Source organism: Methylobacterium sp. C25 (genome assembly GCF_021352225.1).
GTDB lineage: Bacteria > Pseudomonadota > Alphaproteobacteria > Rhizobiales > Beijerinckiaceae > Methylobacterium.
Window position 1 is genome coordinate 229,129 of sequence record NZ_JAAUVI010000001.1, and the last position, 24,844, is coordinate 253,972.

At 66.6% G+C, this 24,844-nt stretch carries 19 protein-coding genes; 10 read left to right on the forward strand and 9 right to left on the reverse strand.

What is annotated here, in order from left to right:
* Nucleotides 1–6: 6 nt before the first annotated feature.
* From HCU64_RS01070 to HCU64_RS01080, 3 genes are all read right to left on the reverse strand, one after another.
* The gene (locus HCU64_RS01070; RefSeq protein WP_233381947.1) at nucleotides 7–1,098 is read right to left on the reverse strand and encodes an alkene reductase; all 1,092 of its coding nucleotides are present in this window, start codon (nucleotides 1,096–1,098) and stop codon (nucleotides 7–9) included.
* 175 nt (nucleotides 1,099–1,273) lie between these two features.
* On the reverse strand, nucleotides 1,274–1,777 hold the full coding sequence (locus tag HCU64_RS01075; RefSeq protein WP_233381948.1) for a GNAT family N-acetyltransferase: 504 nt from the start codon (nucleotides 1,775–1,777) through the stop codon (nucleotides 1,274–1,276).
* Entirely contained in the window at nucleotides 1,774–3,318 is a 1,545-nt protein-coding gene (locus tag HCU64_RS01080) for a glucan biosynthesis protein G (RefSeq protein ID WP_233381949.1), read from the reverse strand. Before HCU64_RS01080 ends, HCU64_RS01075 begins: the two co-directional genes overlap by 4 nt.
* 688 nt (nucleotides 3,319–4,006) lie before the next feature.
* Between HCU64_RS01080 and HCU64_RS01085 the strand changes: the two genes are divergently transcribed.
* On the forward strand, nucleotides 4,007–5,173 hold the full coding sequence (locus HCU64_RS01085) for a type III PLP-dependent enzyme (protein ID WP_233381950.1): 1,167 nt from the start codon (nucleotides 4,007–4,009) through the stop codon (nucleotides 5,171–5,173).
* Nucleotides 5,174–5,323: 150 nt separating this feature from the next.
* Nucleotides 5,324–5,884 carry a GNAT family N-acetyltransferase gene (locus HCU64_RS01090; RefSeq protein WP_233381951.1) on the forward strand — a complete coding sequence of 187 codons (561 nt, stop codon included), beginning with the start codon at nucleotides 5,324–5,326 and terminating at the stop codon, nucleotides 5,882–5,884.
* A gap of 123 nt (nucleotides 5,885–6,007) precedes the next feature.
* On the opposite strand, the gene HCU64_RS01095 is transcribed toward HCU64_RS01090, so the two are convergent.
* Nucleotides 6,008–6,223 carry a hypothetical protein gene (locus HCU64_RS01095; protein ID WP_233381952.1) on the reverse strand — a complete coding sequence of 72 codons (216 nt, stop codon included), beginning with the start codon at nucleotides 6,221–6,223 and terminating at the stop codon, nucleotides 6,008–6,010.
* A gap of 335 nt (nucleotides 6,224–6,558) precedes the next feature.
* Between HCU64_RS01095 and HCU64_RS01100 the strand changes: the two genes are divergently transcribed.
* Entirely contained in the window at nucleotides 6,559–7,953 is a 1,395-nt protein-coding gene (locus HCU64_RS01100) for a homospermidine synthase (protein ID WP_233382864.1), read from the forward strand.
* Between the two features lie 49 nt (nucleotides 7,954–8,002).
* On the opposite strand, the gene HCU64_RS01105 is transcribed toward HCU64_RS01100, so the two are convergent.
* Complete coding sequence (locus HCU64_RS01105) at nucleotides 8,003–8,569, reverse strand: TetR/AcrR family transcriptional regulator (RefSeq protein WP_233381953.1); 567 nt, start codon at nucleotides 8,567–8,569, stop codon at nucleotides 8,003–8,005.
* 108 nt (nucleotides 8,570–8,677) lie between these two features.
* On the opposite strand from HCU64_RS01105, the gene HCU64_RS01110 reads away from it, so the two are divergent.
* Together HCU64_RS01110 and HCU64_RS01115 are read left to right on the forward strand one after the other, a co-directional pair.
* Nucleotides 8,678–9,466 carry an SDR family NAD(P)-dependent oxidoreductase gene (locus HCU64_RS01110; protein WP_233381954.1) on the forward strand — a complete coding sequence of 263 codons (789 nt, stop codon included), beginning with the start codon at nucleotides 8,678–8,680 and terminating at the stop codon, nucleotides 9,464–9,466.
* Between the two features lie 139 nt (nucleotides 9,467–9,605).
* Nucleotides 9,606–9,944: a hypothetical protein gene (locus tag HCU64_RS01115; RefSeq protein WP_233381955.1), complete on the forward strand. Its 339-nt coding sequence runs from the start codon at nucleotides 9,606–9,608 to the stop codon at nucleotides 9,942–9,944.
* Nucleotides 9,945–9,954: 10 nt separating this feature from the next.
* Here HCU64_RS01115 and HCU64_RS01120 read toward each other — a convergent pair whose 3' ends face one another.
* On the reverse strand, nucleotides 9,955–10,881 hold the full coding sequence (locus tag HCU64_RS01120; protein WP_233381956.1) for an NAD-dependent epimerase/dehydratase family protein: 927 nt from the start codon (nucleotides 10,879–10,881) through the stop codon (nucleotides 9,955–9,957).
* A 342-nt stretch (nucleotides 10,882–11,223) separates the two neighbouring features.
* On the opposite strand from HCU64_RS01120, the gene HCU64_RS01125 reads away from it, so the two are divergent.
* Nucleotides 11,224–14,115: an EAL domain-containing protein gene (locus HCU64_RS01125; RefSeq protein WP_233381957.1), complete on the forward strand. Its 2,892-nt coding sequence runs from the start codon at nucleotides 11,224–11,226 to the stop codon at nucleotides 14,113–14,115.
* Between the two features lie 2 nt (nucleotides 14,116–14,117).
* Here HCU64_RS01125 and HCU64_RS01130 read toward each other — a convergent pair whose 3' ends face one another.
* Nucleotides 14,118–14,480, reverse strand: a complete 363-nt coding sequence (locus HCU64_RS01130) for a response regulator (RefSeq protein WP_233381958.1) — start codon at nucleotides 14,478–14,480, stop codon at nucleotides 14,118–14,120.
* 351 nt (nucleotides 14,481–14,831) lie between these two features.
* On the opposite strand from HCU64_RS01130, the gene HCU64_RS01135 reads away from it, so the two are divergent.
* On the forward strand, nucleotides 14,832–15,203 hold the full coding sequence (locus HCU64_RS01135) for a hypothetical protein (protein WP_233381959.1): 372 nt from the start codon (nucleotides 14,832–14,834) through the stop codon (nucleotides 15,201–15,203).
* Between the two features lie 46 nt (nucleotides 15,204–15,249).
* Nucleotides 15,250–16,194, forward strand: coding sequence for a ferredoxin--NAD(+) reductase (locus tag HCU64_RS01140; protein WP_233381960.1), 945 nt, complete (start codon nucleotides 15,250–15,252; stop codon nucleotides 16,192–16,194).
* Between the two features lie 56 nt (nucleotides 16,195–16,250).
* On the opposite strand, the gene HCU64_RS01145 is transcribed toward HCU64_RS01140, so the two are convergent.
* Nucleotides 16,251–18,791, reverse strand: coding sequence for a glycogen/starch/alpha-glucan phosphorylase (locus HCU64_RS01145; RefSeq protein WP_233381961.1), 2,541 nt, complete (start codon nucleotides 18,789–18,791; stop codon nucleotides 16,251–16,253).
* Nucleotides 18,792–19,181: 390 nt separating this feature from the next.
* Between HCU64_RS01145 and HCU64_RS01150 the strand changes: the two genes are divergently transcribed.
* Complete coding sequence (locus HCU64_RS01150; protein ID WP_233381962.1) at nucleotides 19,182–20,786, forward strand: alpha-amylase family glycosyl hydrolase; 1,605 nt, start codon at nucleotides 19,182–19,184, stop codon at nucleotides 20,784–20,786.
* Between the two features lie 195 nt (nucleotides 20,787–20,981).
* On the forward strand, nucleotides 20,982–22,448 hold the full coding sequence (gene glgA / locus HCU64_RS01155) for a glycogen synthase GlgA (RefSeq protein WP_233381963.1): 1,467 nt from the start codon (nucleotides 20,982–20,984) through the stop codon (nucleotides 22,446–22,448).
* Here glgA and glgB read toward each other — a convergent pair.
* Nucleotides 22,445–24,835, reverse strand: a complete 2,391-nt coding sequence (gene glgB, locus HCU64_RS01160; protein ID WP_233381964.1) for a 1,4-alpha-glucan branching protein GlgB — start codon at nucleotides 24,833–24,835, stop codon at nucleotides 22,445–22,447. The genes glgA and glgB overlap by 4 nt on opposite strands.
* Nucleotides 24,836–24,844: the final 9 nt, after the last annotated feature.

Below are 24,844 nucleotides of genomic sequence, written 5' to 3' on the forward strand. Positions count from 1 at the left end.
CGTCGATCAGGCCGCCTTGGCGCCGTCGAGCGTCGGATAGTCGACATAGCCTTCCGGTCCCTGGCTGTACCAGGTCGCCATCGCGTCCTTGTTGAGCGGGGCGCGCTTGGCGAGCCGCTCTGGCAGGTCGGGATTGGCGATGAAAGGCCGCCCGAAGGCGATGGCGTCGGCCTCGCCGCTTTCCACTGCGGCCTCGGCCTTCGCGCCGTCGTAGTCGCAGTTGAGGATCACCGGGCCACCGAAGGCCTTTTTGATGGCGGGGGCCACCGGCGGGACAGTCGCCTTGCCGAAGGTGCCGTTCGGGCCGGGCTCGCGCAGCTCGATATAGGCGAGGCCGACGCGGGCCATCATCTCGGCGGCCAGCGCGAAGAGCGGCTCGGGATTGGAATCGTCGACGCCCTGGACCGGGCCGTTCGGCGAGAAGCGGATGCCGGTGCGGTCGGCGCCGACCACGCCCGCCACGGTCTGGGCGACCTTGGTCACGAGCCGCACGCGATTCTCGATGGAGCCGCCGTAGCGGTCGGTGCGCTTGTTGATGCCGTCACGCAGGAATTCGTCGAGCAGGTAGCCGTTGGCCGAGTGGATCTGCACGCCGTCGAAGCCGGCGGCGACCGCATTCTTTGCCGCGTTCTCGTAGTCAGAGAGGATCCGCGGGATCTCGTTTTCGTCGAGCGGGCGCGCCTCGCCGTAGGGCTTCTTGCCCTCGTAGGTGTAGGCCTCGCTGGGCGCCGTCGCGACAGAGGACGATACGGGCTTCTCGCCACCGAGGAAGTCGGAATGGACGAGATAGCCCATGTGCCAGAGCTGGCAGACGATGCGGCCGCCACGGTCATGGACCGCCTTGATGATCGGCTTCCAGGCCTCGACCTGAGGCTGATTCCAGATGCCGGGCGCGTAAGGCCAGCCGAGCCCTTCCTGGCTGATGCCGGTGGCCTCAGTGATGATCAGTCCGGCGCCGGCGCGTTGGGCGTAGTAATCAGCCATGAGCGGCGTCGGCACATGCTGGCGGGTACCGCGGCCCCGGGTCAGCGGCGCCATCAGGATGCGGTTCGGCAGCTCCAGCGCACCGAGACGGATCGGATCGAAAAGTGAAGGCATGAAGGTCCTTGAGCGATCGGTCGGGCCGCGCACGGCATGAGCCGGCCGGCGGGTTCGCCACCTCGACGGGTGAGATGGGCACCGAGGACGATCACGCCACCCCCGAGCGGCTTGGCTCGTCCCAGCGCAAGGGATTGCCTTGTGCGGTAGCGCACCTGCGCTGGGAACCCTGGCGTCACGACGATGCCGTCAGTGTCTTCTCGTAGCAGAGTGCCGACGACCCATCCTGATAGTAGTCTTCCTTGGTCGTGTAGTGCGTGTAGCCGTGCCGCTCGTAGAGGCGGATGGCGCTCCAATTGTCGAAGCGCACCTCGAGCCGCAGCACCGAGCAGCCGTGGGCCACGGCCTCGGTCTCCGCCGCATCGAGCAGAAGGCCGCCGATCCCGTAGCCAGAACGGGTGGACAGCACCGCAAGCGAGGCGACCCGTGCGATCCGGCCTTTGCGCCGGCGCTCCAGCGTCGCCGCGCCGACCAGCATCTCGCCGGCCAGGTCTTCGATGACGGCGGCGAGCACGCTCATGGTCGGCGAGCCGAGCGAGTACCTGATGGCGCGCCGGGTCTGACGTTCGTCGACGAAGGAGGCGTTCTCCAGCGCGACGAGCGCGTCGAGGTCGGCGAGACCGGCGAGGCGCACCAAGGCAGAGAAAGCCATCACTGGTTTGGCAGTTGCGACGCTCATGCCGCAGTCCAGGGGTAGGACCACGTCTCGGACAAGGCTCTGCCGCCGGAGCGCAGATAGGCGCGCAGCTCCGTCGCGCCCGGCGCATCGAGGGCGACGTCGACTGCCGCGCGAAAGCCGCGGATATGCGGGTTCGGCGTGATCGACGTCGCCGTGATCGTACCGACCGTCGCGCTCGCCACCACCTCGATGGCCGCAGGATCGGGCAGGTAATGCCCGAGATCGCCGCCGGTGAAGTCGACGAGGAAGCGCTGCTTCAGGCGCGCTGCAAGATCGGTCTGGGTCTGTCGGGCCGCACCGCTCGCGGCGCTTTTGGCGACGAAGGTGTTCAGCACGCGGGCATTGGGATGCAGGGCCCCGTCCAGGGTAGAGCGCACGCGATAGGCCAAGCGCACCGGCTCGCCTGGCGCGTAAGGCTTCGCTGGCCGCCAGAAGGCGACGATGTTGTCGGCGGTCTCGTTGTCCGTCGGCAGCTCGACCATCACCACTTTGCCTTCGCTCCAGGCGCCTTCCGTCTCGACGAAATAGCTCGGCCGGCGCTCGTAGCCCGCTTCAAGGTCCTGGTAGTCCTCGAAGGCGCGGTCGCGCTGCATCAGCCCGAACCCCTTTGGGTTGCGGTCGCTGAACGAAGAGACCCGGCGCGCCTTCGGATTGTCGAGAGGACGCCAGAGCCACTCGCCAGAGCCAGCCGCGATCTGCAGTCCGTCGGAATCGTGCAGTTCCGGCCGATAATCGTCGACATGGCCGCGTTCGGCCTCACCGATGAAGAACATCGAAGTCAACGGCGCAATCCCGACCTGATCGAGCGAGCGGCGTGGATACAAAGTGGAAATCACGCCGACCACACTGGCCTCGCTTGGAAGTACGCTGAAGCGAAAGGCGCCGGTGAGCGAAGGCCCATCGAGCAGAGCGTGAATGGTGAGCGCGTCGGAATCCTTACCCGGCACCTCGATCCAGAATGAGCGAAAGCTCGGGAACTCTTCTTTGTCGCCGTCCGTGCCGAGCGCAATGCCGCGGGCCGACAAGCCGTAGAGTTGGTCGCGGCCGAGAAACCGATAATAGCTCGCGCCGAGGAAGACGATCAGTTCGTCGAGCAGGTTCGGCTTGTTGAGCGGGTAATGGATCCGGATGCCGGCGAAGCCGAGATCGGCCGGCAATGGCTCGGCAAGCGCGTTTTTTCCGAAGTCGAACAGTTCCGGGTTGTAAGCGATCGGGCTCGCCACGCCGTTGCGCACGAGGTTCACGGCAACGGGGCGCGGATACAGGAATCCGCGGTGGAAGAGCTGCAGCCGGAACGGCCCGCCATCTTCGCCCAGGAAGGCCTTGTCCGGCTTGAATCTGATATCGCGCCAGTCGTCGTAATCGAGCGCCGCGAGGGCGGCTGGAATGGCTGGCACCGTGGCGTCGAACGGAGCTTGCGCCAGCGCCTTGGCCTGCTGCTCAACGGTCTCGAACCCGAAGCCCTCGCCCGCTTCGGCGGGACCGGCGAGACCGGCAGCGGCGAGCCCCGCGAGGACGGAGCGGCGGGATGGCCCGGTCATCGGCACTGCGTCACGTAATGCACCAAGTGGCGTGAACTCCTGCGCCGCAGCGAAGGCTGGTTCAATGGCCTGTCGCGCTGCGCTTGGAAAGGGCGATGCTCGGCAGCTGCGGCTTTTTCGCCACGAGGGCCGATTCATCCAACGAATCCGCGCAATTGCCGGCTATCTTCGGTTGTCGTCGGGACCGACCATCCGTATATGCCGCCTTGCCCAATTTCGCACGTGCCTGTGGCCGCGTGTCGGTTGGTGGGCATCCGGTCAACTGCCGGACAGCCGCCAGGGGTCTTAGGATCGATGGTCGCAAGGGTGGATCCCTACGGCCGGCAATCCAGGTGGCAACACCGGACCCCGACAACAACCGGCAGCCGGAGGCGAAACCGGCGAACCCCGCTCTCCACGGGGGACGCAGCTTAAAGCAACGACGAACGGGCTTTTTTGGTCTCGTCGGCCCTCCAAAGGCCGACACCGAAGAGGCTTGTTTCTCCTTGCCCGGCGTGCGGTTGGGGTTCCCCCTACCAATCCACGGCAGCATCCGGGTGCTCTGCGCCCGCTCGCAGGACCGTGTCTCCACAGCACGCCCTCGCGCGCGACGCATCGCCCCCTGACGCCGGCGGTCCGCGAGGATCGTCAGATTTCGACAGCGCGCCCCGCGAAAGGGCGCTCGCGAACCTGTGTGGTGGGGACGACCATGACCGATCGCATCCGCGACTACCTGCGCGCACGCCGCGACCTCGGACAGGACGAGGGCCCGGTGATGGTGCTCGACCTCGACGTCGTTCGCGACAATTTCTCCGCCTTCGCCCGCGCGCTGCCCGACACCCGTGTGTTCTACGCGGTGAAGGCGAACCCGGCGCCGGAAGTGCTCAGCCTGCTCGCCGAGATGGGCTCCTGTTTCGATACGGCCTCGGTCGCCGAGATGCAGATGGTGCTCGCCGCCGGCGCCACCGCGGACCGGATCTCCTACGGCAACACCATCAAGAAGGAGCGCGACATCGTCCGCGCCCTCAAGCTCGGCGTGCGCCTCTTCGCCGTCGACTGCCAGGACGAGGCCGACAAGATCGCCCGGGCCGCTGGCGAGGCCGGCATAGACGCGGCCGATGTCCAGGTCTTCTGCCGCATCCTGTGCGACGGAGCCGGCGCCGACTGGCCACTCTCGCGCAAGTTCGGCTGCGAGCCCGAGATGGCGGTGAACGTGCTGGAGCACGCGCACCGTCAGGGCCTGCAGGCCTACGGCGTGTCGTTCCATGTCGGGTCGCAGCAGGCCAACACGGAGGCCTGGGACGGAGCGCTCGCCTCTGCTTCCATGATCTTCCGCGAGTGCGCCCAGCGCGGCATCGGCCTGTCGATGGTCAATCTCGGTGGCGGCTTCCCGACCAAGTACCTGAAGCAGGTGCCGGGCGTGGAGACCTACGGCGACGCGATTTTCCGGGCGTTGACCAAGCATTTCGGCAACCAGATCCCCGAGACGATCATCGAGCCGGGCCGCGGCCTGGTCGGCAATGCCGGGATGATCGAGGCCGAGGTGGTGCTGGTCTCGAAGAAGTCCGAGGCCGAAGACGAGGTTCGATGGGTCTACCTCGACATCGGCAAGTTCGGTGGCCTCGCCGAGACCATGGACGAGTCGATCCGCTATGCGATCCGCACCGACCACGACGAGGACCGCATGGCCCCCTGCGTGGTCGCCGGACCGACCTGCGACTCGGTCGACGTGCTCTACGAGAAGAACCACTACCCGCTGCCGGTCTCCCTCGCGATCGGCGACAAGGTCTGGATCGACGGCGCCGGCGCCTACACGACGACCTACGCGGCAGTGGCCTTCAACGGCTTTCCCCCGCTCGAGCAGATTGTGATCTGACAAGGGGAAGCGGCCCGAAAACCCGAGCCGCTTCAGCGTCCCTTCATCTGCTCACGCTTAGACCCACCCAGTACCCGGACGGCTGGCCGCACGCGGCCGGTGCGAGGGCTGATCTTCCCGGCTGAACGACCCAAAAAGGAGGGGTTGGCCGTGATCCTGATCCGCCACGAAACCGCATCCGATGTCGGCGCCCGCGAGCGCCTTCTCGACATCTGCTTCGGCGAAAGCCGATACGCAAAGACGTCGCAGCGCCTGCGCGAAGGCCGCCTGCCGGCCGACGGCCTGAGCCTCAGTGCCGAGGATGCTGACGGCCGCCTCGTCGGCACCGTGCGCCTGTGGCATGTCGAGGCTGGCCGCGGCCGCCCTGCCCTGCTGCTCGGCCCGCTCGCGGTCGATCCCTCGATCCAGGGCTGCGGCCTCGGCGGCAGTTTGATGCAGGCTGCGCTGGGCCGCGCGCAGAAGCTCGGACACGGCGCCGTACTGCTGATGGGCGATGCGCCTTACTATGCCCGCTTCGGCTTCTCGGGGGACAAGGCTGCCGGCCTCTACATGCCCGGTCCGTTTGAACGCGAGCGCCTGCTCGGGCTCGAACTGGAGCCCGGAGCACTCAGCGGCGCGAGCGGCGTTCTGCACGCCACCGGCGCCTTCGAGCCAATCCCGGCCTTCGCGGCCGAGACTTTGGTGGCGGACGCGCGACGACAGGCCGCCTGACTAGGTCACCAACGTCGAGGACGACTTCCCGTCCACGGTCTACGTGGCGTCAGGAGATCCGAGCACCGACGCGCTCTCCTGTGGCGGCCAAGCGGCTCAACCCGCCCGAAACCGCGACGGGGCTCAGCGCGACCGATCGTAGTACGGCCACGCGGTGGAAGAGCTGAAAGCCTCCGCGGCCTTCACGCGCTGATTGAAGGTCTTGATCGAACGAACCGTCGAAGCCGTCTGGCGCGCCGTGAAGCGAGCGAAGGCGGCGATCAGGCTCAGGATGCCCGGATCCGTGTCGAGAGCATCGAATTCGGGCCTGAATTCCTTGGCGGCAACGAGACTAAGCATGTGGACTTCCCCTTGGGATCGCCTCGCGGGAACATCCCGCTCTGCGCCCTTGTTGCAGCGCAATATAAGGGGTCATCAAACGCTCGTCAGACAGCCTGACTCTCGTCCGCATTGCAGTGGAAGCATATCGCGATCCGACGAGCTTCACACTTCTGCAAGAATCTCATGGCGCAGCAGGTTGACCTAGAGGGGATCAAGCGTCATCCGCACGTCATTTCCCATGAGCAAGGACATCGCCTTCATCGAGAGGCGAACCGTTGAGGAGTGACCGCGCCGTGACAAATGGCACACCGACCGAATGGCCTGTCTACGGCCGCATCACCGGTCCCATCGTGATGATCGGGTTCGGCTCCATCGGCCGGGGCACGCTGCCGATGATCGAGCGCCATTTCGAGTACGACAAGAGCCGCTTCGTGGTCATCGCGCCCGATGACGAGAACCGGCACCTTCTCGACGAGCGCGGCATTCGCTTCATCCACGAAGCCCTGACGCCTGCGAACTACAAAGAAATCCTCGAACCCCTGCTCACCGCCGGCGGCGGTCAGGGCTTCTGCGTGAACCTGTCCTGCGACACCGGCTCGCGCGACATCATGGAATTCTGCTCGAGCCTGAACGCCCTCTACATCGACACCGTCAACGAGCCCTGGCTCGGCTTCTATTTCGACGAGAGCAAGGGTCCCGGCGAGCGGTCGAACTACGCGCTGCGCGAGATGACCCTCGACGCCAAGCGCGCCCGCGCCCCGGGCTCGCCGACCGCCGTCTCCTGCTGCGGCGCCAATCCCGGCATGGCGTCATGGCTCGCCAAACGCGCGCTGACGAACCTCGCCGCCGACATGCGCCTCAACGCGACACAGCCGACAACGCGCGAGGAGTGGGCGGCGCTGGCGCAACGCGTCGGCGTCAAGGGCATCCATATCGCCGAGCGCGACACGCAGCGCTCGAAGAACCCCAAGCCACCGAATGTCTTCGTGAACACCTGGTCGGTGGAGGGTTTCATCTCCGAGGGATTGCAGCCGTCCGAACTTGGTTGGGGCACGCATGAGAAGTGGATGCCGGAGAATGCCCGCACCCACGAGACCGGCTCGCAGGCGGCGATCTACCTGATGCAGCCCGGCGCCGAGACCAAGGTGCGGAGCTGGTGCCCGACGCCCGGCCCGCAATACGGCTTCCTCGTCACGCACAACGAGTCGATCTCGATCGCCGACTACTTCACCGTGCGCGATGAGAGCGGCAAAGCCGTCTACCGGCCGACCTGCCACTACGCCTACCATCCGCCGAACGATGCCGTGCTCTCGCTGCACGAGATGTTCGGCAATGCCGGCCGCCCGCAGACCGAGCATCACATCCTCGAGGAGAGCGAGATCGTCGACGGCGTCGACGAGCTCGGCGTGCTGCTATACGGCCACGAGAAGGGCGCTTACTGGTTCGGCTCCCAGCTCGACATCCAGGAGACGCGGGCGCTCGCCCCCTACCAGAGCGCGACCGGGCTGCAGGTGACCTCCGCCGTGCTGGCCGGCATGGTCTGGGCGCTGGAGAACCCGAATGCCGGCATCGTCGAGGTCGAGGAGATGGATGTCGACCGCTGCCTCGAGATCCAGCTGCCCTATCTCGGCCCGGTCAAGGGCTACTACACCGACTGGACGCCCCTCGACGGCCGGCCAGGCCTGTTCCCGGACGACATCGACACGAGCGATCCCTGGCAGTTCCGCAACATTCTCGTTCGCGGCTGACGATCCCGGGGCCGCTCGCCTCCGCTGGCGGCCCCGTTAGCCTCGTGGATCAGGTCGCGCCGTGCACCGTCCCGACGCGACGTCCGATGAAGGCGCGGGTTTGTTCCAGCACCTCGCTGGACAAGGCCTGATCATCGCACATCCGGGCGAGCACCACCGCCCCCACCATAGCCGCCCAGCTGCCGATGGCGGCCTGCCGCGCGGCGTCTCGATCCTCGCCAGCTATCCCTTGGCCGAGCCGCTCGATCTGGCGCCGAAGGCCCTCGGTCATCGCGGCACGCGCCTGGGGCGTCTGGCGTCCCGTCTCCGTGGCGAGGGCGGCGACCGGGCAGCCTCCGGCACAATCGGCCACGTGGTCGAGCGTGAGGTAACGGTCGGCGTAACGTTCGATCGATGCCGGCTCGGGAGCGGGCGCGACCACCAGCTCTGCCAGCGTGTCGGCGATCAGCTCATCCTTGGACTGGAAGTAGCCGTAGAAGCCCCCATGGGTCAGCCCAGCGGCCTTCATCACCTCGGCCACCGTCACCGCTTCGAAGCCGCGCTCCCGAAACAGGCGTCCGGCCTCTTTTAAAATCCTGCCGCGGTTCTCGGCCACCTGCTCTCGGCTCACTCTCATGTGCGGAACCTCACCTCGATCGAGCACCAACCCTCTTGCTTGGAAACATGATGCTCGTCATGTTTATTATACATGATGATCATCATGTTTAAAACCAGGAGTTCCCTCATGGCCAGCAAGTCCACCGTCCTCGTCACAGGCGCCTCTTCCGGCATTGGCGCCATCTATGCAGATCGTTTCGCCAAGCGCGGCCACGACCTCGTTCTGGTCGCCCGCAACGCCGAGCGGCTCGAGAGTCTTGCCGTACGCCTGAGAGCGGAGACCGGCGTTACGGTCGATGTCATCCAGGCGGACGTCACGGCGGCGGCGGACATCGCGCGCATCGAGGAGCGGCTTCGGAGCGATGAGCGAATCGAGGTTCTTTTGAACAACGCCGGTGCGGCGCTTCCCGGCAGCTTCGTGGAGCAGTCCCCGGAGCAGACGGCCGACCTGATCGCCCTGAACATCACCGCTCCGACGCGGTTCGCAGCCGCCGTGGCGCCGCGTTTGGCGCGATCCGGCAAGGGCGCGATCGTCAATATCGGCTCGGTCGTCGGCCTCGCGCCAGAATTCGGGATGACGGTCTACGGTGCCACCAAGTCCTACATGCTGTTCTTGAGCCAGGGACTCACCCAGGAACTCGGACCGAAGGGCGTCTACGTCCAGGCGGTTCTGCCGGCCGCGACTCGCACGGAAATCTGGGAGCGCTCCGGACGCGACGTGAACAGCCTGCAGGGTGTGATGGAGACCTCAGAGCTGGTAGATGCCGCCCTCGTCGGGTTCGACCGGCGGGAGCCGGTGACGATTCCGCCGCTGCCGAGCGCAGGCCAGTGGGACGCGCTGGAAGCGGCACGGACGGCGATGATCCCGAATTTCGCGCAGTCACACGCTGCCGAACGGTATCGCGCAACGGCCTGAGGAGCATGCAGGCAAGGCCGGCGATCGTATCGTGAGGGCTGGACGCCCCGCCGACAGTGCGGGAAGCTGGAGTTTGCGCCCCGCCGCCGAGATTTGCGGCGGTCGCGCGTCCTGACGCCACCGTCGCGGATTCCCGGCCTTGCCCCATCTCGAAGACTTCTACGCCAACAAGCTGCGCGGCGCGCTCGGGCTGACCGACGCGGAATCGGTGCTCGACCTGCGTGGCGCGGCCTGGGCAAAGGCCGAGGCCTCCCTGAACGACATGTTGGAGCGCAGCCGCTTCGCGAAGGGCAAGACCGTGGCCGTGCGCCTCGAACCGCCGCCGGAAGGTGGCGGAGAGACGCTCTTCCAGCCCGTCGGCCGGTTGCTGCTCGATGCCAAGCGCCGCGGCTGGGTCGACCGTCTACAGACGCTGCCGGCTGAGGACGGGCTCGGATTCTATATCGCGCTGGCGGGGAAGCCCGAGAAGACCGCCTGATCGCGTCCAATCAGCCGGCTGCGTTGCGGGCGAGCTCCGCCAACCCGTCCCGCGACGTCTGCGCCGGCTGCCAGCCGAGCGCGGCCAGCTCGTCGGAGCGCGCGACGAGGGAGCCGGACAGCCGGTCGAATATCTCCTCGCGCCCCGTGATCCGACAGGCGAGGCCGAGCAGCGGCGATGGCACCAGGAGCAGGCCCGGGCGTCGCCCGAGGCCCGAGCGCAGGGCGGCCAACATTTCCGGCATGGTCAGCGGATCAGGATCTGCGACGATCAGGGCGCGTTCCAGCGGCCCTGCCGTCTGAAGCACCGTCGCAACCGCAGCAGACAGGCTCTCCACCGAGGCCAGTGAGCGCCGGCCCGACAGGCCTGCCAGCGGCAGGGGATACGGCGACCGCGCAAGTCTCAGCAGCGCCGCCATATTGCCCTTCGCGCCGACGCCGTAGACCAGCGCCGGTCGGAGTGCGACCCAATCGAGGCCGGTCTCTGCAAGGACCTGCTCGGCCGCGAGTTTGGAACGCCCATAGGCGTCGGTCGGGACGGATGGGTCTGCTTCGGTGACCGGGTTCGGCGCGCTCGCCCCCGTCTGCGCCCGAATCGAGGACAGGAACACAAAGCGCCGCACCTTGGCACGCTGCGCCGCCTCGGCGAGGCGCCGGGTGGCCTCCGTGTTGGAGCTGCGAAAATCGTCTTCCGGCGCCCCCGACATGGCATTGGCAAGACCCGCCGAATGCACCACGGCATCCACGCCAGACAATGCGGCGGCCATGTTGATCGGCCGGGCGAGATCGCCGACGACGGCGCTGCTGGCGCCCTCCGGCACCTCGACGGGCCGGCGCAGCAGGACCCGAACACGATAGCCTCGCGCCGTGAGCGCCTTGAGCAGATGCCGGCCGATGAATCCGGTCGCGCCGGTGAGCGCAATCAAGGGTCCGCTCATGCTCGTACTGCCTCGCTGGCGCTGCAGGGCGACGAGACCGTCGCCCGCCATCGACCCCATGACGGTGCCGGGCCAGAACCATCAAAGCAAGCACGGGCAGGCACGGCGCTAGACGGCCCCAAGGCGGCTATCCAACGGCCAAGCTAAAGACCCGGGCCGTCCTGGCTTGTTTTGGCCGCAAATCCACGCGACGCCGTGGTCCGACCGCGCGACATTTCAGCGGTGAGCACTCCGACGTCCCGGAGTCCACCACCTTGCCCATGGAAAGCCGCGCCGATACCACTTGTCCCGCCTGCCGGATCGCATGCCGTGGTTGAAGAGCGGTCCCGAAGAAAAGCTCCGTTGCGCCAGATTCCCCTCGTCCTCGCTTTCCTGACGGCGCTCTTTGGCGCTCTCGGCCTTACGCTGCCCGCTCACGCGGTCGAGGCAGTGCGCGTGACGCTCGACGCGCCGGCCATCGACCTGACCTCGACGATCGAGCGCTATCGCTCGGATGGCGATCTCATCCAGATCTCCACCGCCCCCGGCAAGGACGGCATCGTGCGCCGCATCGCCGTGAAGGCGCGCGAGGCCGGGGCCCGGCCCGACTGGATGGTCTTTGCGCTCACCAACGACACTGACGAGCAGATCGACCGGCTGCTGGTCGCCCCGCATTTCCGCCTCGTCGGCTCCGGCGTGGTCTGGCCGGATCTCGGCGGCTCGCGCATTGCAGCGATCACCGCGAGCGAGGGCATCCGGCCCGACCGCGACGAAAGCACCGACGCCGACCAGTTCCTGATCACGCTCGATCCCGGCACGACCGTCACCTACGTCGCCGAGTTGAAAGGCCCGAACGTTCCCCAGGTCTATCTCTGGGACCAGGACGCCTACCGTAAGAAAACCTCGGGCCTGACGCTCTACGAGGGCATCATCATCGGGATTGCGGGCCTGCTGGCACTGTTCCTGACGATCATCTTCGTGGTGAAGGGCGCGATCATCTTTCCAGCCGCCGCTGCTTTGGCTTGGTCGGTGCTCGCCTATGCCTGCATCGATTTCGGCTTCTTCCAGCGGGTTTTTCCCACAACCGAAGTGGTCGAGCGCGTCTACCGCGCTTCGGCCGAGGCGGTGCTCGGTGCGACGCTGCTCGTCTTCCTGTTCGCCTATCTGAACCTGTCGCGCTGGCACGTGCGCTACAGCCACGTCGCCTTCTTCTGGCTGGCCTTCCTCGCGGGCCTAGTGGGTCTAGCCGCCTTTGACCCGCCGGTGGCGGCGGGCGTGGCGCGCATCTCGATCGCCGCAGTGGCCGGTGTCGGGCTGCTGCTGATCCTCTACCTCGCAGTCCATAACGGCTACGACCGGGCCATCCTGCTGATCCCAACCTGGCTGCTGCTGCTGGTCTGGGTGGTAGCCGCGGCCTTCACGGTGACCGGCCAGATCGGGTCCGACCTGGTCCAGCCGGCGCTGATCGGCGGACTCGTGCTGATCGTGATGCTGATCGGCTTCACGGTGATGCAGCACGCCTTCACTGGCAGCGGCATGGGCCACGCCCTGGTTTCGGATACGGAGCGGCGCGCGCTGGCGCTGACGGGGGCTGGCGACATCGTCTTCGACTGGGACGTGCTCGGCGACCGGGTTTTCGCCGGCCAGGAGATCGAGAGCCAGCTCGGTCTCAAACGCGGCTCCCTCGAAGGGCCGGCCTCGAACTGGCTCGGCCTGCTGCATCCCTTCGACGTCGAGCGCTACTCGGCAGCGCTCGATACCGTGATCGAGGAACGCCGCGGGCGCATCCTGCACGATTTCCGGCTGCGCTCGGCTTCCGGCCCCTATTACTGGTACCGCCTCAAGGCGCGGCCAGTGATCGGCACCGATGGCGAGGTCGTGCGCATCGTCGGCACCATCGCCGACGTCACGGAGAACAAGACCGCCGAGGAGCGGCTGCTGCACGATGCCGTGCATGACAGCCTCACCGGACTGCCGAACCGCGAGCTGTTCTACGACCGCCTCGACGCTGCTCTCGCGATGGCCGGCCAGGACCAGCGCCTGAAGCCGGCGGTGATCGTGCTCGACATCGACCGCTTCAAGGCGATCAACGACGCGATCGGCCTCTCGGCCGGCGATTCGATCCTCCTTACGCTCTCGCGCAGGCTCGGCCGCCTGCTGAGGCCGCAAGATACGCTGGCGCGCGTCGCCGGCGACGAGTTCGCGGTGATCCTGCAATCCGAGCGCGATCCGGACCGCATTCTCTCCTTCGCCGAGATGATCCGGCGCGCGATCGCGACGCCCGTGACCTATGCCGACCGCGAAGTCTTCCTCACCGTGTCCGTCGGCATCGCGCTCTACGAGGGCGGCCAGGGGACGGCGGCGCCCAAGCGCGAGGACGTCTTCAAGAACGCCGAGATGGCGATGATCCAGGCCAAGCGCGGCGGCGGCGACCGCACCGACGTGTTCCGCGCCACAATGCGGACCGAGCGCTCGGACCGGCTCATGCTGGAAGGAGACCTGCGCAAGTCGCTGGAGCGCAACGAGATCAAGGTACTGTTCCACCCGATCGTCCGGCTGGAAGACAGGACCGTCGCCGGCTTCGAGACGATCCTGCGCTGGGACCATCCGAAGCTCGGGCGAATCCCGCCCTCGACCTTCATGCCCGTGGCGGAAGAGACCGGCTTCATCGTCAATCTCGGCAACTACGCCATCGAGCGCACGGCGCTGGAGCTGGCCGCCTGGCAACGCTCGCTCGAAGTCGAGCCGCCGATCTTCGCCACCGTGAACATTTCGTCGCGGCAGCTCCTGCGGCACGACCTGCTGCACGACGTAAAGACGGTGCTCGCCCGCTCGGGCGTCATCCCCGGCTCGCTCAAGCTGGAGCTGACCGAGAGTCTGGTGATGGAGAACCCGGAATACGCGGCCCAGATGCTTGCCCGGATCCACGATCTCGGCGCCGGCCTCTCGCTCGACGATTTCGGCACCGGCTATTCAGCGCTGTCCTACCTGCAGCGCTTCCCCTTCGACTCGATCAAGATCGACCATTCCTTCGTCCGGCAGATGGGCTCCGGCCGAACGGCGATCCTGCGCTCGATCGTCAAGATGGCGCAGGAGCTCGGCCTCGCCATTATCGCCGAGGGGGCGGAATCCGAGGCCGACGCGCAAGGCTTGCAGGACGTGGGCTGCGACTACGCTCAGGGCGCGGCCTTCGGCGAGCCGATGACCGTGCTGCAGGCCCGCCAGCTCGTGGGAGCGGCGCCGGAAGCGGCCTGATCTTAAGCCTGCGCGCAGAGATCGCGCAGGGTATCGACCAGCCGCTCGGCCTTCACGGGCTTGCGATGGATCGGGATGTCCGGCCATTGCAGCTTCATCGCCCGCGGCAATGTCCCGGCCGTGCAGACCAGGACGGGCACGCCGGCCGCAGCGAGACGCTCGGCCGTCGGCGTGGCCTCGCCATCGGCGAGGTTCAGATCGAGGATCGCGGCGTCCACGGTCTCGGTGTCCAGCAGCCGCAATGCGTCGCGGTTGGTCCGGAACGGCCCGACGACGTGGCCATGACTCCCTTCGACGATGTCGGACAATTCGATCGCGAGCAGCGCCTCGTCCTCGACGATGAGGACTCGCCTTCCCTGCAGCATGAAGTGCTCCCCGGCGCGTGGATGCGCCAAGCCAAAGATGACCGTGTACTCGGGAACAGTGCAGACCGATGCCGAGGTGAGCTCGTGAGATTAGCTTGAGTTCACGTCTCGCGAAGCAGTCTGCGACACCGAGATTGCAGCTTGGCCGGACGCTCGTCAATGGTACAATTTTATTGAAAATCAGCTTCGCAGAACGATCGGAATGCTGGTCTCATTCAACTCGCGGCCAGCAACGATACGGCCCGATCTCGACGATCGTTTTAAAGCTCCCTTAACCATGTCGTCGCAAAGTCCAGTGGAGACACGACGATCGCTCTTGAGCGGTCTGCGGACGGTTTGCGGAGACGAGCGATGGCCGAGGCGGCGCGGCGGACGAGATACGGACACGGCTCCGACGTCGTTCGGCGCCTGATCGCGCGCCCGATTCACATGCACGCGACGCCGGCCGCGCGGACGCCCTTGGCCAGCGCTCCGCAGCCGATCGCCGAGGAGCCCGAGACGAGCTTCGACGAGCCGGCCGATGCAGTGTCCTCGGACATCAAACGTCTACGGACAGAGATGATGCTGCTGAAGGCCGTGCTCCACGCCGAGCGCAGCGAGAACGCCAGCCTTCGTGCCTGCCTCGGTCTCGACGAGGAAGACGACACCCTCGGCGCCGAAGCGCGCGCCGTCCGCGACCGCTGGGCCACCCTGGTCGACCGGCTGCTGCACGCCCCCGTCTGACGCGCGAAGCCCGCGTCATCATCATTTATCGAAACGGGAGACGGCCATGAGCGCCCGTTGCTCACTCGTCGTCAACGGCAAGTCGGTGCGCGTCTCCACGGGAGATACGCAGGTCGATGATGCCGTGTCCGACGGCATGATGACCCAGATGCAGGGCGTGCACGGTGCCGCCGCGTTCGGCCAAGGCGGCGCCCCGGCCGGACGCCGGGCCGAGCCGCGCGCGCAGCGCGCCGAGCCGATGCGCCTCAAGATGCCCGCCGCCAACCCCCTGCAGGCGCCGGGCGAGCCCGAGCTGGCCCAGGAATCGGTGAAGCGCAGCGGCACCATCACCGAGATCACCCGGCTCTGCCCCGGCGTCGTCGAGGCCGTGGTCACGCTGACCAATCCGCTTGCCTATCAGCCCGGTCACCAGGTGGTGCTGTCGCTGACCGGCTGGCATCCCGTCACGCTCACACCCTCGCTCCGGGTCGACGGCGCGGCCGAGCTGAACGAGCTGGTGTTCCATATCGGCGTGGAAGCCGGCGTCGTCGCTGGCTCCTTCGCGGGCGAGCTCGAACTCGGCAAGCCGGTGAAAGTGCAGGGACCCGTCGGCCGCGGCCAATACCGGCCCGGCGGCGGCCGCATGGTCTTGGTGGCGGACGAGGCCGGCTTTGCCGGCATCTGGGCCATCGCCCGCGCGGCGCGCTACATCGAGCCGGCACGGGAGCAGGCCCTGGTGGTGGGAGCGCGCGATCCGCTCGACCTCTACATGCGGCCGGCCCTCGATTGGCTGACGGCCACTGGAGTCTCGCGGATCATCACGGTCGCGGATCGCAACCGGCAGCGGCCGCCGGACGTGCGACCCGGACCGCTCACCGCACATATCCCGATGCTGCGCGCGAACGATGCGGTCCATGTCTCCGGCCGCGCCGCGACGGTCGGGGCCGTGGAAGTTTTGGCCGCGAGCGTCGGGGCCCGCTGCTACACGATTCCCCTGGACGCGACGATCTGAAAAAAGAAGAAGGCCCGCCTCGATGTCGAGACGGGCCTGGTTCCAAACGCCGGCTATCAGGCCACCTTCACCCGCCAGATCTCCTCGGCGTATTCGCGCATCGAGCGATCGGACGAGAACCACGCCATCCGCGCGGTATTGAGGATCGCCGCGCGCCACCAGGTGGCCGGGCGCTTCCAGGCCGCGTCGATCTCGCGCTGTACCCGCCAATAATCGTCGAAATCGACGGTCAGCAGGTAGGGATCGTGGTAGCGCAGCCCGTCGACCAGCGAGCCGTAGCGGCCGCGTTCCTCCGGCGAAAAGACGCCCGACCCGATCGCGTCGAGCGCTGCCGCTAGCCGCGGCGAGGCGGCGATCGCCCGCTGCGCATAGGCAGGCTCCGCGACGCGCTGCTGCACGCCGGCGGCGTCGAGGCCAAAGATGAAGATGTTGTCCGCCCCGACATGGTCGCGGATTTCGATATTGGCGCCGTCGAGCGTGCCGACGGTGAGCGCGCCATTCAGCGCCAGTTTCATATTGCCGGTGCCAGAGGCTTCCATGCCTGCCGTCGAGATCTGCTCGGAGAGGTCGGCCGCCGGGATAATCGCCTCGGCGAGACTCACCGAGTAGTTCGGCAGGAAGACCAGCTTCAGCCGGCCGGCAATGTCCGGATCGTCGTTGATGGTCCGGCCGATGTCGTTGGCGAGCTTGATGATCAGCTTCGCCTGGACGTAGCTCGGTGCCGCCTTGCCGCCGAAGATCTTGACGCGCGGCGTCCAGTCCTTGTGCGGGGCCTCCTTGATCGCCTGATAGAGCGCCACCGTCTCCACCAAGTTCAGGAGCTGGCGCTTGTATTCGTGGATGCGTTTGATCTGCACGTCGAACAGCGCGGCGGGATCGACCGCGATGCCGGTGCGCTCGACGATGACCTGGGCGAGCCGACGCTTGCGAGCGCGCCGCACGGCCGCATAGCGCTTGCGGAAATCCGGATCGTCGGCGTGGTCGGCCAGCCCGAGCAGCAGCTCGGGATCGTCGAGAACGCCCTCGCCGACGGTCTCAACGGCAAGCTGCGTCAACTCGGGATTGGCGTTGTGCAACCAGCGGCGGAAGGTGATGCCGTTGGTCTTGTTGACGATTTTCTCCGGTTCCAGTTCGTGCAGCGGCTTGAAGAGCGTGGTCTTCAGGAGGTCGCTGTGCAGGGCCGAGACGCCGTTCACGCGGCGCGAGCCGTGGAAGGCGAGATGCCCCATCCGCACGCGCTTGCCGTGCGACTCGTCGATGAGCGAGACCGCGGCGACGTGGGCGGCGTCGCCTTTGCCCTGCTTGGCTTGCTCCTCGAGGTGCATCCAGTTGATCAGATAGATGATCTGCATGTGGCGCGGCAGCAGCCGCTCCATCAGCTCGACGGGCCAGGTTTCCAGGGCCTCGGGTAGCAGGGTGTGGTTGGTATAGCCGAGCGTATTCGTGGTGATGTGCCAGGCATCCTCGTAGGTGAAGTCGTGCTCCTCCATGAGGATGCGCATCAGCTCGGGCACCGCGATGGCCGGGTGCGTGTCGTTGAGCTGGATCGCGGCATGGTCTGGCAGTGAGCGCAGGTCGCCGCGCTCGTTCAGGTGCCGTCGCACCAGGTCCTGCAGCGAGGCCGAGGTGAAGAAGTATTCCTGGCGCAGGCGCAGCTCCTGGCCCTCGGCCGAGGAATCACTCGGATAGAGCACGCGGGAGATCGACTCTGCGCGAGCCCGGCCGGCCACCGCGCCGACATGGTCGCCGTGGTTGAAGCGGGCGAGTTCCACCGGCGCGTCTGCCTCGGCCTTCCAGAGGCGGAGCTGGTTCACGTGCCGGCCGCGCCAGCCGACCACGGGGATGTCGTAGGCGACTGCGTTGACGGTCTCGGCCGGATGCCACTGGCGGCGGATATTATCGCCGCTGGCCGACATGGTGACATGGCCGCCGAAGCCGATGCGATAGGTCGATTCCGGGCGTGGGAACTCCCACGGGTTGCCTTCCGCCAGCCAAGTCTCCGGCGCCTCGCGCTGCCAGCCATCCTCCATCGACTGGCGGAAGATACCGTGATCGTAACGGATGCCGTAGCCGATAGCGGGGATCGACAGGCTCGCCATGCTTTCCATGAAGCAGGCCGCGAGACGACCGAGGCCTCCATTGCCGAGTGCGGCGTCAGGCTCGGCCTCCTCGACCTCGTTCAGTTCGACGCCGAGGTCCCTGAGCGCCGCCTTGGTGGTCTCGACGAGGCGCAGATTGTTCATCGCGTCCGACAGGAGCCGGCCGATCAGGAATTCCAGCGAGAGATAGTAGACCCGCTTCTCCGGGACCTTGCCGCTGCTGCCCTCATGGCAGGCATCGACGATCCGGTCGCGCAAAGCCAACGCGGTCGCCGCGAACCAGTCGCGGTCACGGGCACTCTCGGGCGTCTTGCCGAGCGCATAGACGAGCTTGGCCCGGATGGCTTCCCGCAGCTCGACCACGGCATCGCCATTGAAGAGCTTCTCCTTTGCGAGCGCCCGCGTCGCCGCCGATTCCCTCGCGAACTTGGCAGACGACGCCGCGGATGCATCCGCGTCCGCCGCCGACTCGTGACGAGCCTCAGCTTCGTTGAGCATCTTCAGGTCCCCCTTCGTCGCTACCGGAGCGCGTCCGGACTCCGAGGGCTTCACGCGCTTCTTTCGGCGCTGATCAGCTCCGGGTGCTTCGTCCGGCATGGTGTCCCCGGTTGTATCGGTCTGTCGAGACTTCGGCATGGTGCACGCCCAGGCAGCAAATGCTTTGCCTGCTCATCTGTGTCCCGGTCGACACAAACCGCGCCGCAGCAACGACGCATGGACCGTGCCGATGTGCTCTTGAAGCCTTCCTGAACGAGCGAACAGCGCAGGTGTTCCGTCCGGATACGGCAAAGGATCGGTTATTGCGAACGTGATTCGATGTCTCGCTTTGAGAGACAACAGCGGCTAAGCTTGCCCTGTGCACCATGAGGATTGGCCGGGGAAATCCTGATGTCCGACACGGTCTGGTGGAAGAGCGGCACTGTCTACCAGATCTATCCGCGCTCGTTTCAGGACAGCAACGGCGATGGTGTCGGCGACCTGCGCGGGATCACCGCTCGGCTCGACTATCTCGCTTGGCTCGGCGTCGACGCGATTTGGATATCACCTTTCTACACCTCGCCGATGGCCGATTTCGGCTACGATGTCTCGGATTACTGCGACGTCGACCCACTCTACGGCACACTCGATGACTTCGACGCCCTCGTCGCGGAGGCGCATCGGCGCAAGCTCCGGGTCATCCTCGATTTCGTACCGAACCATACCTCGATCGCGCATCCGTGGTTCTCAGAGAGCCGCGCCTCGCGAGAGAACCCGAAGCGCGACTGGTACATCTGGCGCGATCCGACCCCCGATGGAGGGCCGCCCAACAACTGGGTCTCGAATTTCGGCGGCCCGGCCTGGAGCCGCGACGAGACGACCGGGCAATATTACTACCACGCCTTCCTTCGCGAGCAGCCGGACCTGAACTGGCGCAACCCTGCCGTGCGGGAGGCGATGCACGACGTGCTGCGCTTCTGGCTGGCGCGCGGGGTCGACGGCTTCCGGGTCGATGTGATCTGGCACCTGATCAAGGACGAGGGGTTTCGCGACAATCCTCTCAACCCGGCCTTCGTACCGGATCTGCCCGAGATCAACCGGTTCGATCAGATCTATTCCTGCGACCGACCGGAGGTCTTCGACGTCGTCGCGGGGATGCGGAGCGTGCTGCGCGAATTCGGGGAGCGCGTGCTGATCGGCGAGATCTACCTGCCGATCGAGCGGCTCGTCGCGTATTACGGCGAGGACCTGGCGGGAGCCGACCTGCCCTTCAACTTCCAGCTCCTCTCGACGCCCTGGCAGGCCGAATCCGTGGCGGCGCTCGTCGAGGAATACGAGGCGGCCTTGCCCGAGGGCGGCTGGCCGAACTGGGTGCTCGGCAACCACGACCGGCCGCGCATCGTCGATCGCGTCGGCGAGGCACAGGCCCGGGTAGCCGCGATGCTGCTGCTGACGCTGCGGGGCACACCGACCCTCTATTATGGCGACGAGATTGGCCTCGGGAACGTGCAGATCCCCTCGGACCGTGCGCAGGACCCGTGGGAGCGCAACGAGCCGGGTCACGGCCGCGACCCGGAGCGAACGCCGATGCAATGGGAGGACGCTCCGCATGCCGGCTTCTCGACGGGCGAGCCCTGGCTCCCGCTGAGCGCCGATTGCGCGCGCCGCAACGTTGACGAGATGCGCGACAGCTCGGGCTCGATCCTGACGTTGCATCGCCGTTTGCTTCACCTGCGCCGGGACCATGCCGCGCTCTCGGTCGGCAGCTACCGAACGGTGTCGTCCCCGGCTGAGCTTGCCCACGATCTGCTCATCTATGAGCGCTCCGAGGGCAGCGAGACCGTGCGTGTGGTCCTGAACTTCGGTGATCAGGAGCGCCAGCACGCCCTGCCGGACGGCACGCGCTGGAAGGTGCTCCTGTCGAGCCGGTCGGGCCGCTCCGGCGCGGTCGAAATCGGCGATCTCTCGATCGGCCCGAGCGAGGGGCTGATCCTCACACCCCTCGAGGCGAATTGATCACGCGTTTTTGTTGCAACGCGAGATATGAAAAGCTTTCGTTAACCCAGTTGATGGCCTGGATTGTGCAACGCAATTCTGCAGTTGCACGACGGGAAAGCTCGCATGTCGACGCCGGGGCTGGGTCATCCGCCGACCAGCCTGATCCCTCCGAATCCGTATATGGTTGGCCGACCTCTCGGAGGCGGCCATCGGATGAGCGTTTCTCCGCCCTTCGATCGCACTGCACTCGCGCCGCGTGTTCTGTTCGCGACGGCGGAGATGGCGGATTTCGTGAAGACGGGCGGCCTCGGTGAGGTGGCCGGAGCTCTGCCCAGGGCTCTGAGACGGCACCACGACGTCCGCATCCTGATCCCCGGCTATAGACAGGTCGTCGAGCGCTGCCGCGAGATCGCGGTGATCGGCCATCTCTCCGGCTTCGCCGATATCCCGCCCTGCAACCTCGGTTTTACCGAGACGGCCGACGGGCTCGGCATCTACGTGCTGCTCTCGGCAGAGCTCTACGACCGCGACGGCACGCCCTACGGGCACGCCGGCGTCGATTTCGGCGACAACGACCTGCGCTTCGCGCGCTTGAGCCTCGCTGCAGCGGAACTGGCGCGTGGCGCCGACCCGACCTGGTCGGCGGATCTCCTGCATCTCAACGACTGGCAGACTGCCCTGGCGCCCGCCTATCTCGCCTGGCGCGGTGCACGCACACCGAGCGTGTTGACGATCCATAACCTCGCCTATCAGGGCGTCTTCCCGAAGGAGACCCTGCACCGCATCGGGCTGCCGGACGATGCCTTCCGCATGGACGGCGTCGAATTCTACGGACAGCTTTCCTTCCTGAAGGCCGGGCTCTTCTACGCCTCGCAGGTCACGACCGTCAGTGAAACCTACGCCCGCGAGATCACCCGCCCCGAATCCGGCTGTGGTCTCGATGGGCTGCTGCGCACCAGGGCCGCGAGCGGGCAGCTCGCCGGCATCCTCAATGGCATCGACGAGAGCTGGGACCCGCGGCTCGACCCACATCTCGCAGTCCGATTCGAAGCCGGCGACTGGAAGGGAAAGGCGGCGAATGCCGAAGCCGTCCGACAGGGTTTTGGCCTAGCGGTCTCGCGCGGACCACTTTTCGCCATCGTCTCTCGGCTCGTGCATCAGAAGGGCATCGATTTGAGCCTCGACGCCGCACACTCGATCCTCGACGGAGGTGGCCAACTGGTGGTGATGGGCCAGGGCGAGGGTCGCTTCGAGCACGCCCTGACGGCTCTCGCCTCGCGTCATCCCGGCCAAGTGGGCGTCAGGGTCGGCTTCGACGAAATGGCTGCGCGCCGCATGTTCGCGGGCAGCGACTTCCTGCTGATGCCGTCACGCTTCGAGCCCTGCGGCCTGGCGCAGATGTACGCCCAGCGCTTCGGCTCGCTGCCGATCGTCCACGCGACGGGGGGTCTTGCCGACACCGTCGAGGACGAGGTGACGGGGTTCAGTTTCCGCGATGCCAGCGTGCACGGTCTGAGGCATGCCATCGAGCGTGCCATCGACACCTTCGGCCGCAAGAAGCGCCTCAACGGCATGCGCGAGACGGCGATGACGCGGGAGCGCACCTGGAATGGTGCGGCGCTGGACTACAGCGCCCTCTACGCCCGCGCCTTCGGAAACCGCGAGATGCGGGCGGCCTAGGCCTCCCGCACCAGGATCAGCGTCGCGAGCGGGGGCAGCCGCAGGCTCAGCGAATGCTGCTGGCCATGGCTCTCCTGCTGGTCGGCGTGCAGCCCACCGTGATTGCCGACATTCGAGCCGCCGTAACGCTCGGAATCCGAATTGATCGCCTCGCGGTAGTAGCCGCCGGCCGGAACGCCGACGCGGTAGTTCTCGCGCGGCACCGGCGTGAAGTTCGAGACGACGATGGCGATCTCACCGTCCTTCTTGCCCTTGCGGGCCCAGGCGATGACGCTGTTGTCCTGGTCATCCGCCACCAGCCACTGGAAGCCCGCCGGCTCGAAGTCATGCTCGTAGAGCGCCGGCGTCGCCCGGTAGACGTGGTTGAGGTCGTGGACGAGGTCCTTGACCCCTCGGTGATGCGGATCGTCGAGCAGATGCCAGTCGAGGGAGTGGTTGTGGTTCCACTCGCGCTCCTGGCCGAATTCGCCGCCCATGAAGAGCAGCTTCTTGCCGGGATGGCCCCACATGAAACCGAAATAAGCGCGCAGGTTCGCGAATTTCTGCCAGCGGTCGCCGGGCATCTTGCCGAGCAGCGAGCCTTTCCCGTGCACGACCTCGTCATGCGAGAGCGGCAGGATGAAGTTTTCGGAGAAGGCGTAGAGCAGCCCGAAGGTGAGGTTGTGGTGGTGGTAGCGCCGGTGGATCGGGTCTTCGGAGATGTATTTCAGGGTGTCGTGCATCCACCCCATGTTCCACTTGAAGCCGAAGCCGAGGCCGCCCGTATAGGTCGGGTGCGAGACGCCCGGCCATGAGGTCGACTCTTCGGCCACGGTGATCGTGCCGGGGGCGTGGCTGTAGGTCGCCTCGTTGGTCTTCCGCAGAAAGTGGATGGCGTCGAGATTTTCGTTGCCGCCGTACTGGTTCGGGATCCACTCGCCCGCGCGGCGCGAATAGTCGAGGTAGAGCATCGAGGCGACGGCATCCACGCGCAGGCCGTCCAGATGGTAGTGCTCCAGCCAGAACCGGGCATTGGCCGCGAGGTAGGTCGAGACCTCCTGTCGGCCGAAATTGTAGATGTACGTGCCCCAATCCTGGTGGAAGCCCTGGCGTGGATCGGCATGCTCGTAGAGATGCGTGCCGTCGAAGAGGCCGTGGGCGTGGGCGTCGAGCGGGAAGTGTCCGGGCACCCAATCGAGCAGGACGCCGATGCCGGCCTCGTGCGCGGTGTTGATGAACGCCACGAACTCGTCCGGCGTGCCGAAGCGGCTCGTCGGCGCGAAGAGCGAGACAGCCTGGTAGCCCCATGACCCGTCGAACGGGAACTCGGTGATCGGCAGCATCTCGATATGCGTGAAGCCGAGCTCCTTCACATAGGGGATCAGCCGCTCTCCGAGTTCCTTGTAGGTCAGGTAGCGATTGCCCTCTTCGGGCACGCGCATCCACGAGCCCATATGGACCTCGTAGACCGACATCGCGATATGGCGCGGATCGCGCTCGCCGCGCGATGCCATCCAGGCCTTGTCATGCCAGACCGGCTCGTCTCCGCCCTGGAGGACGGACGCCGTCTCCGGCGGATGCTGGGCGCGAAAGGCGACGGGATCGGCCTTGAGCGGGATCAGCGAACCGTCGGGACCACGGATCTCGTACTTGTAGCTCTGGCCTGACTTGAGGCCCGGGATGAACAGCTCCCAGATGCCGCCGCTCTGCCAGAGGCGCATCGGATGGCGGCGGCCGTCCCAGTCGTTGAAGTCGCCGACGACGCTCACTTTACGAGCGTTCGGCGCCCAGACCGCGAAGCGGAAGCCTTCGATGCCGTCCTGCTTGCGCTCGTGAGCGCCGAGCACCCGATAGGTGACGTTGCTGCCGATCTCGCGCAGCGCGTCGATATCGTGTTGCTCGAGGCTCGAACCGAAGCCGTAGGGGTCGTAGCGCGGGCGCTCTGTGCCATCCCAGAGCCCGACCGCGATCTCGTAAAGCGGCCGGCTCGCGCTTTCGATGGTCGCGACGAAGAAGCCGTCGGGATGCACCTTCTCGAACGGGATGCGCCGATCACCGACAAGCAGTGTCGCGCCCTTGGCCTCCGGCAGGATCGCCCGGACTTCCCAGCGGCCATCGGCCACCTGGTGCGGTCCGAGGATCGCGAAGGGATCGCCGTGGTTGGCGCCCATCGCGGCGGAGATCGCATCGGGGTGCAGCGTCGAGCCACGTCCTTTGCCGGAGGCGGCAGACGCGGGCGGAGCGGTGCCACCCAGCGAATCGCGCGCCTGGGGTGCCTTCACCGTCTCGGAGCCGACTTGCGTCGCGCCGGTCCTGGAACCGAGGTCACGAGACGCTCCATCCGCGGGCCGGCCGGCGCTCGCCGGAGTAGCAACCTTGGTCGCGAGCTTCTCGTCGGCATCCGTCATCCAGTGACC

Bases quoted from the DNA above. Each gene is read 5' to 3' on its own strand.
- HCU64_RS01070 (WP_233381947.1), bottom strand. From the start codon at position 1,098: ATGCCTTCACTTTTCGATCCGATCCGTCTCGGTGCGCTGGAGCTGCCG.
- HCU64_RS01075 (WP_233381948.1), bottom strand. From the start codon at position 1,777: ATGAGCGTCGCAACTGCCAAACCAGTGATGGCTTTCTCTGCCTTGGTG.
- HCU64_RS01080 (WP_233381949.1), bottom strand. From the start codon at position 3,318: ATGACCGGGCCATCCCGCCGCTCCGTCCTCGCGGGGCTCGCCGCTGCC.
- HCU64_RS01085 (WP_233381950.1), top strand. From the start codon at position 4,007: ATGACCGATCGCATCCGCGACTACCTGCGCGCACGCCGCGACCTCGGA.
- HCU64_RS01095 (WP_233381952.1), bottom strand. From the start codon at position 6,223: ATGCTTAGTCTCGTTGCCGCCAAGGAATTCAGGCCCGAATTCGATGCT.
- HCU64_RS01100 (WP_233382864.1), top strand. From the start codon at position 6,559: ATGATCGGGTTCGGCTCCATCGGCCGGGGCACGCTGCCGATGATCGAG.
- HCU64_RS01105 (WP_233381953.1), bottom strand. From the start codon at position 8,569: ATGAGAGTGAGCCGAGAGCAGGTGGCCGAGAACCGCGGCAGGATTTTA.
- HCU64_RS01110 (WP_233381954.1), top strand. From the start codon at position 8,678: ATGGCCAGCAAGTCCACCGTCCTCGTCACAGGCGCCTCTTCCGGCATT.
- HCU64_RS01120 (WP_233381956.1), bottom strand. From the start codon at position 10,881: ATGAGCGGACCCTTGATTGCGCTCACCGGCGCGACCGGATTCATCGGC.
- HCU64_RS01130 (WP_233381958.1), bottom strand. From the start codon at position 14,480: ATGCTGCAGGGAAGGCGAGTCCTCATCGTCGAGGACGAGGCGCTGCTC.
- HCU64_RS01135 (WP_233381959.1), top strand. From the start codon at position 14,832: ATGGCCGAGGCGGCGCGGCGGACGAGATACGGACACGGCTCCGACGTC.
- HCU64_RS01140 (WP_233381960.1), top strand. From the start codon at position 15,250: ATGAGCGCCCGTTGCTCACTCGTCGTCAACGGCAAGTCGGTGCGCGTC.
- HCU64_RS01145 (WP_233381961.1), bottom strand. From the start codon at position 18,791: ATGCTCAACGAAGCTGAGGCTCGTCACGAGTCGGCGGCGGACGCGGAT.
- HCU64_RS01150 (WP_233381962.1), top strand. From the start codon at position 19,182: ATGTCCGACACGGTCTGGTGGAAGAGCGGCACTGTCTACCAGATCTAT.
- glgA (WP_233381963.1), top strand. From the start codon at position 20,982: ATGAGCGTTTCTCCGCCCTTCGATCGCACTGCACTCGCGCCGCGTGTT.
- glgB (WP_233381964.1), bottom strand. From the start codon at position 24,835: ATGACGGATGCCGACGAGAAGCTCGCGACCAAGGTTGCTACTCCGGCG.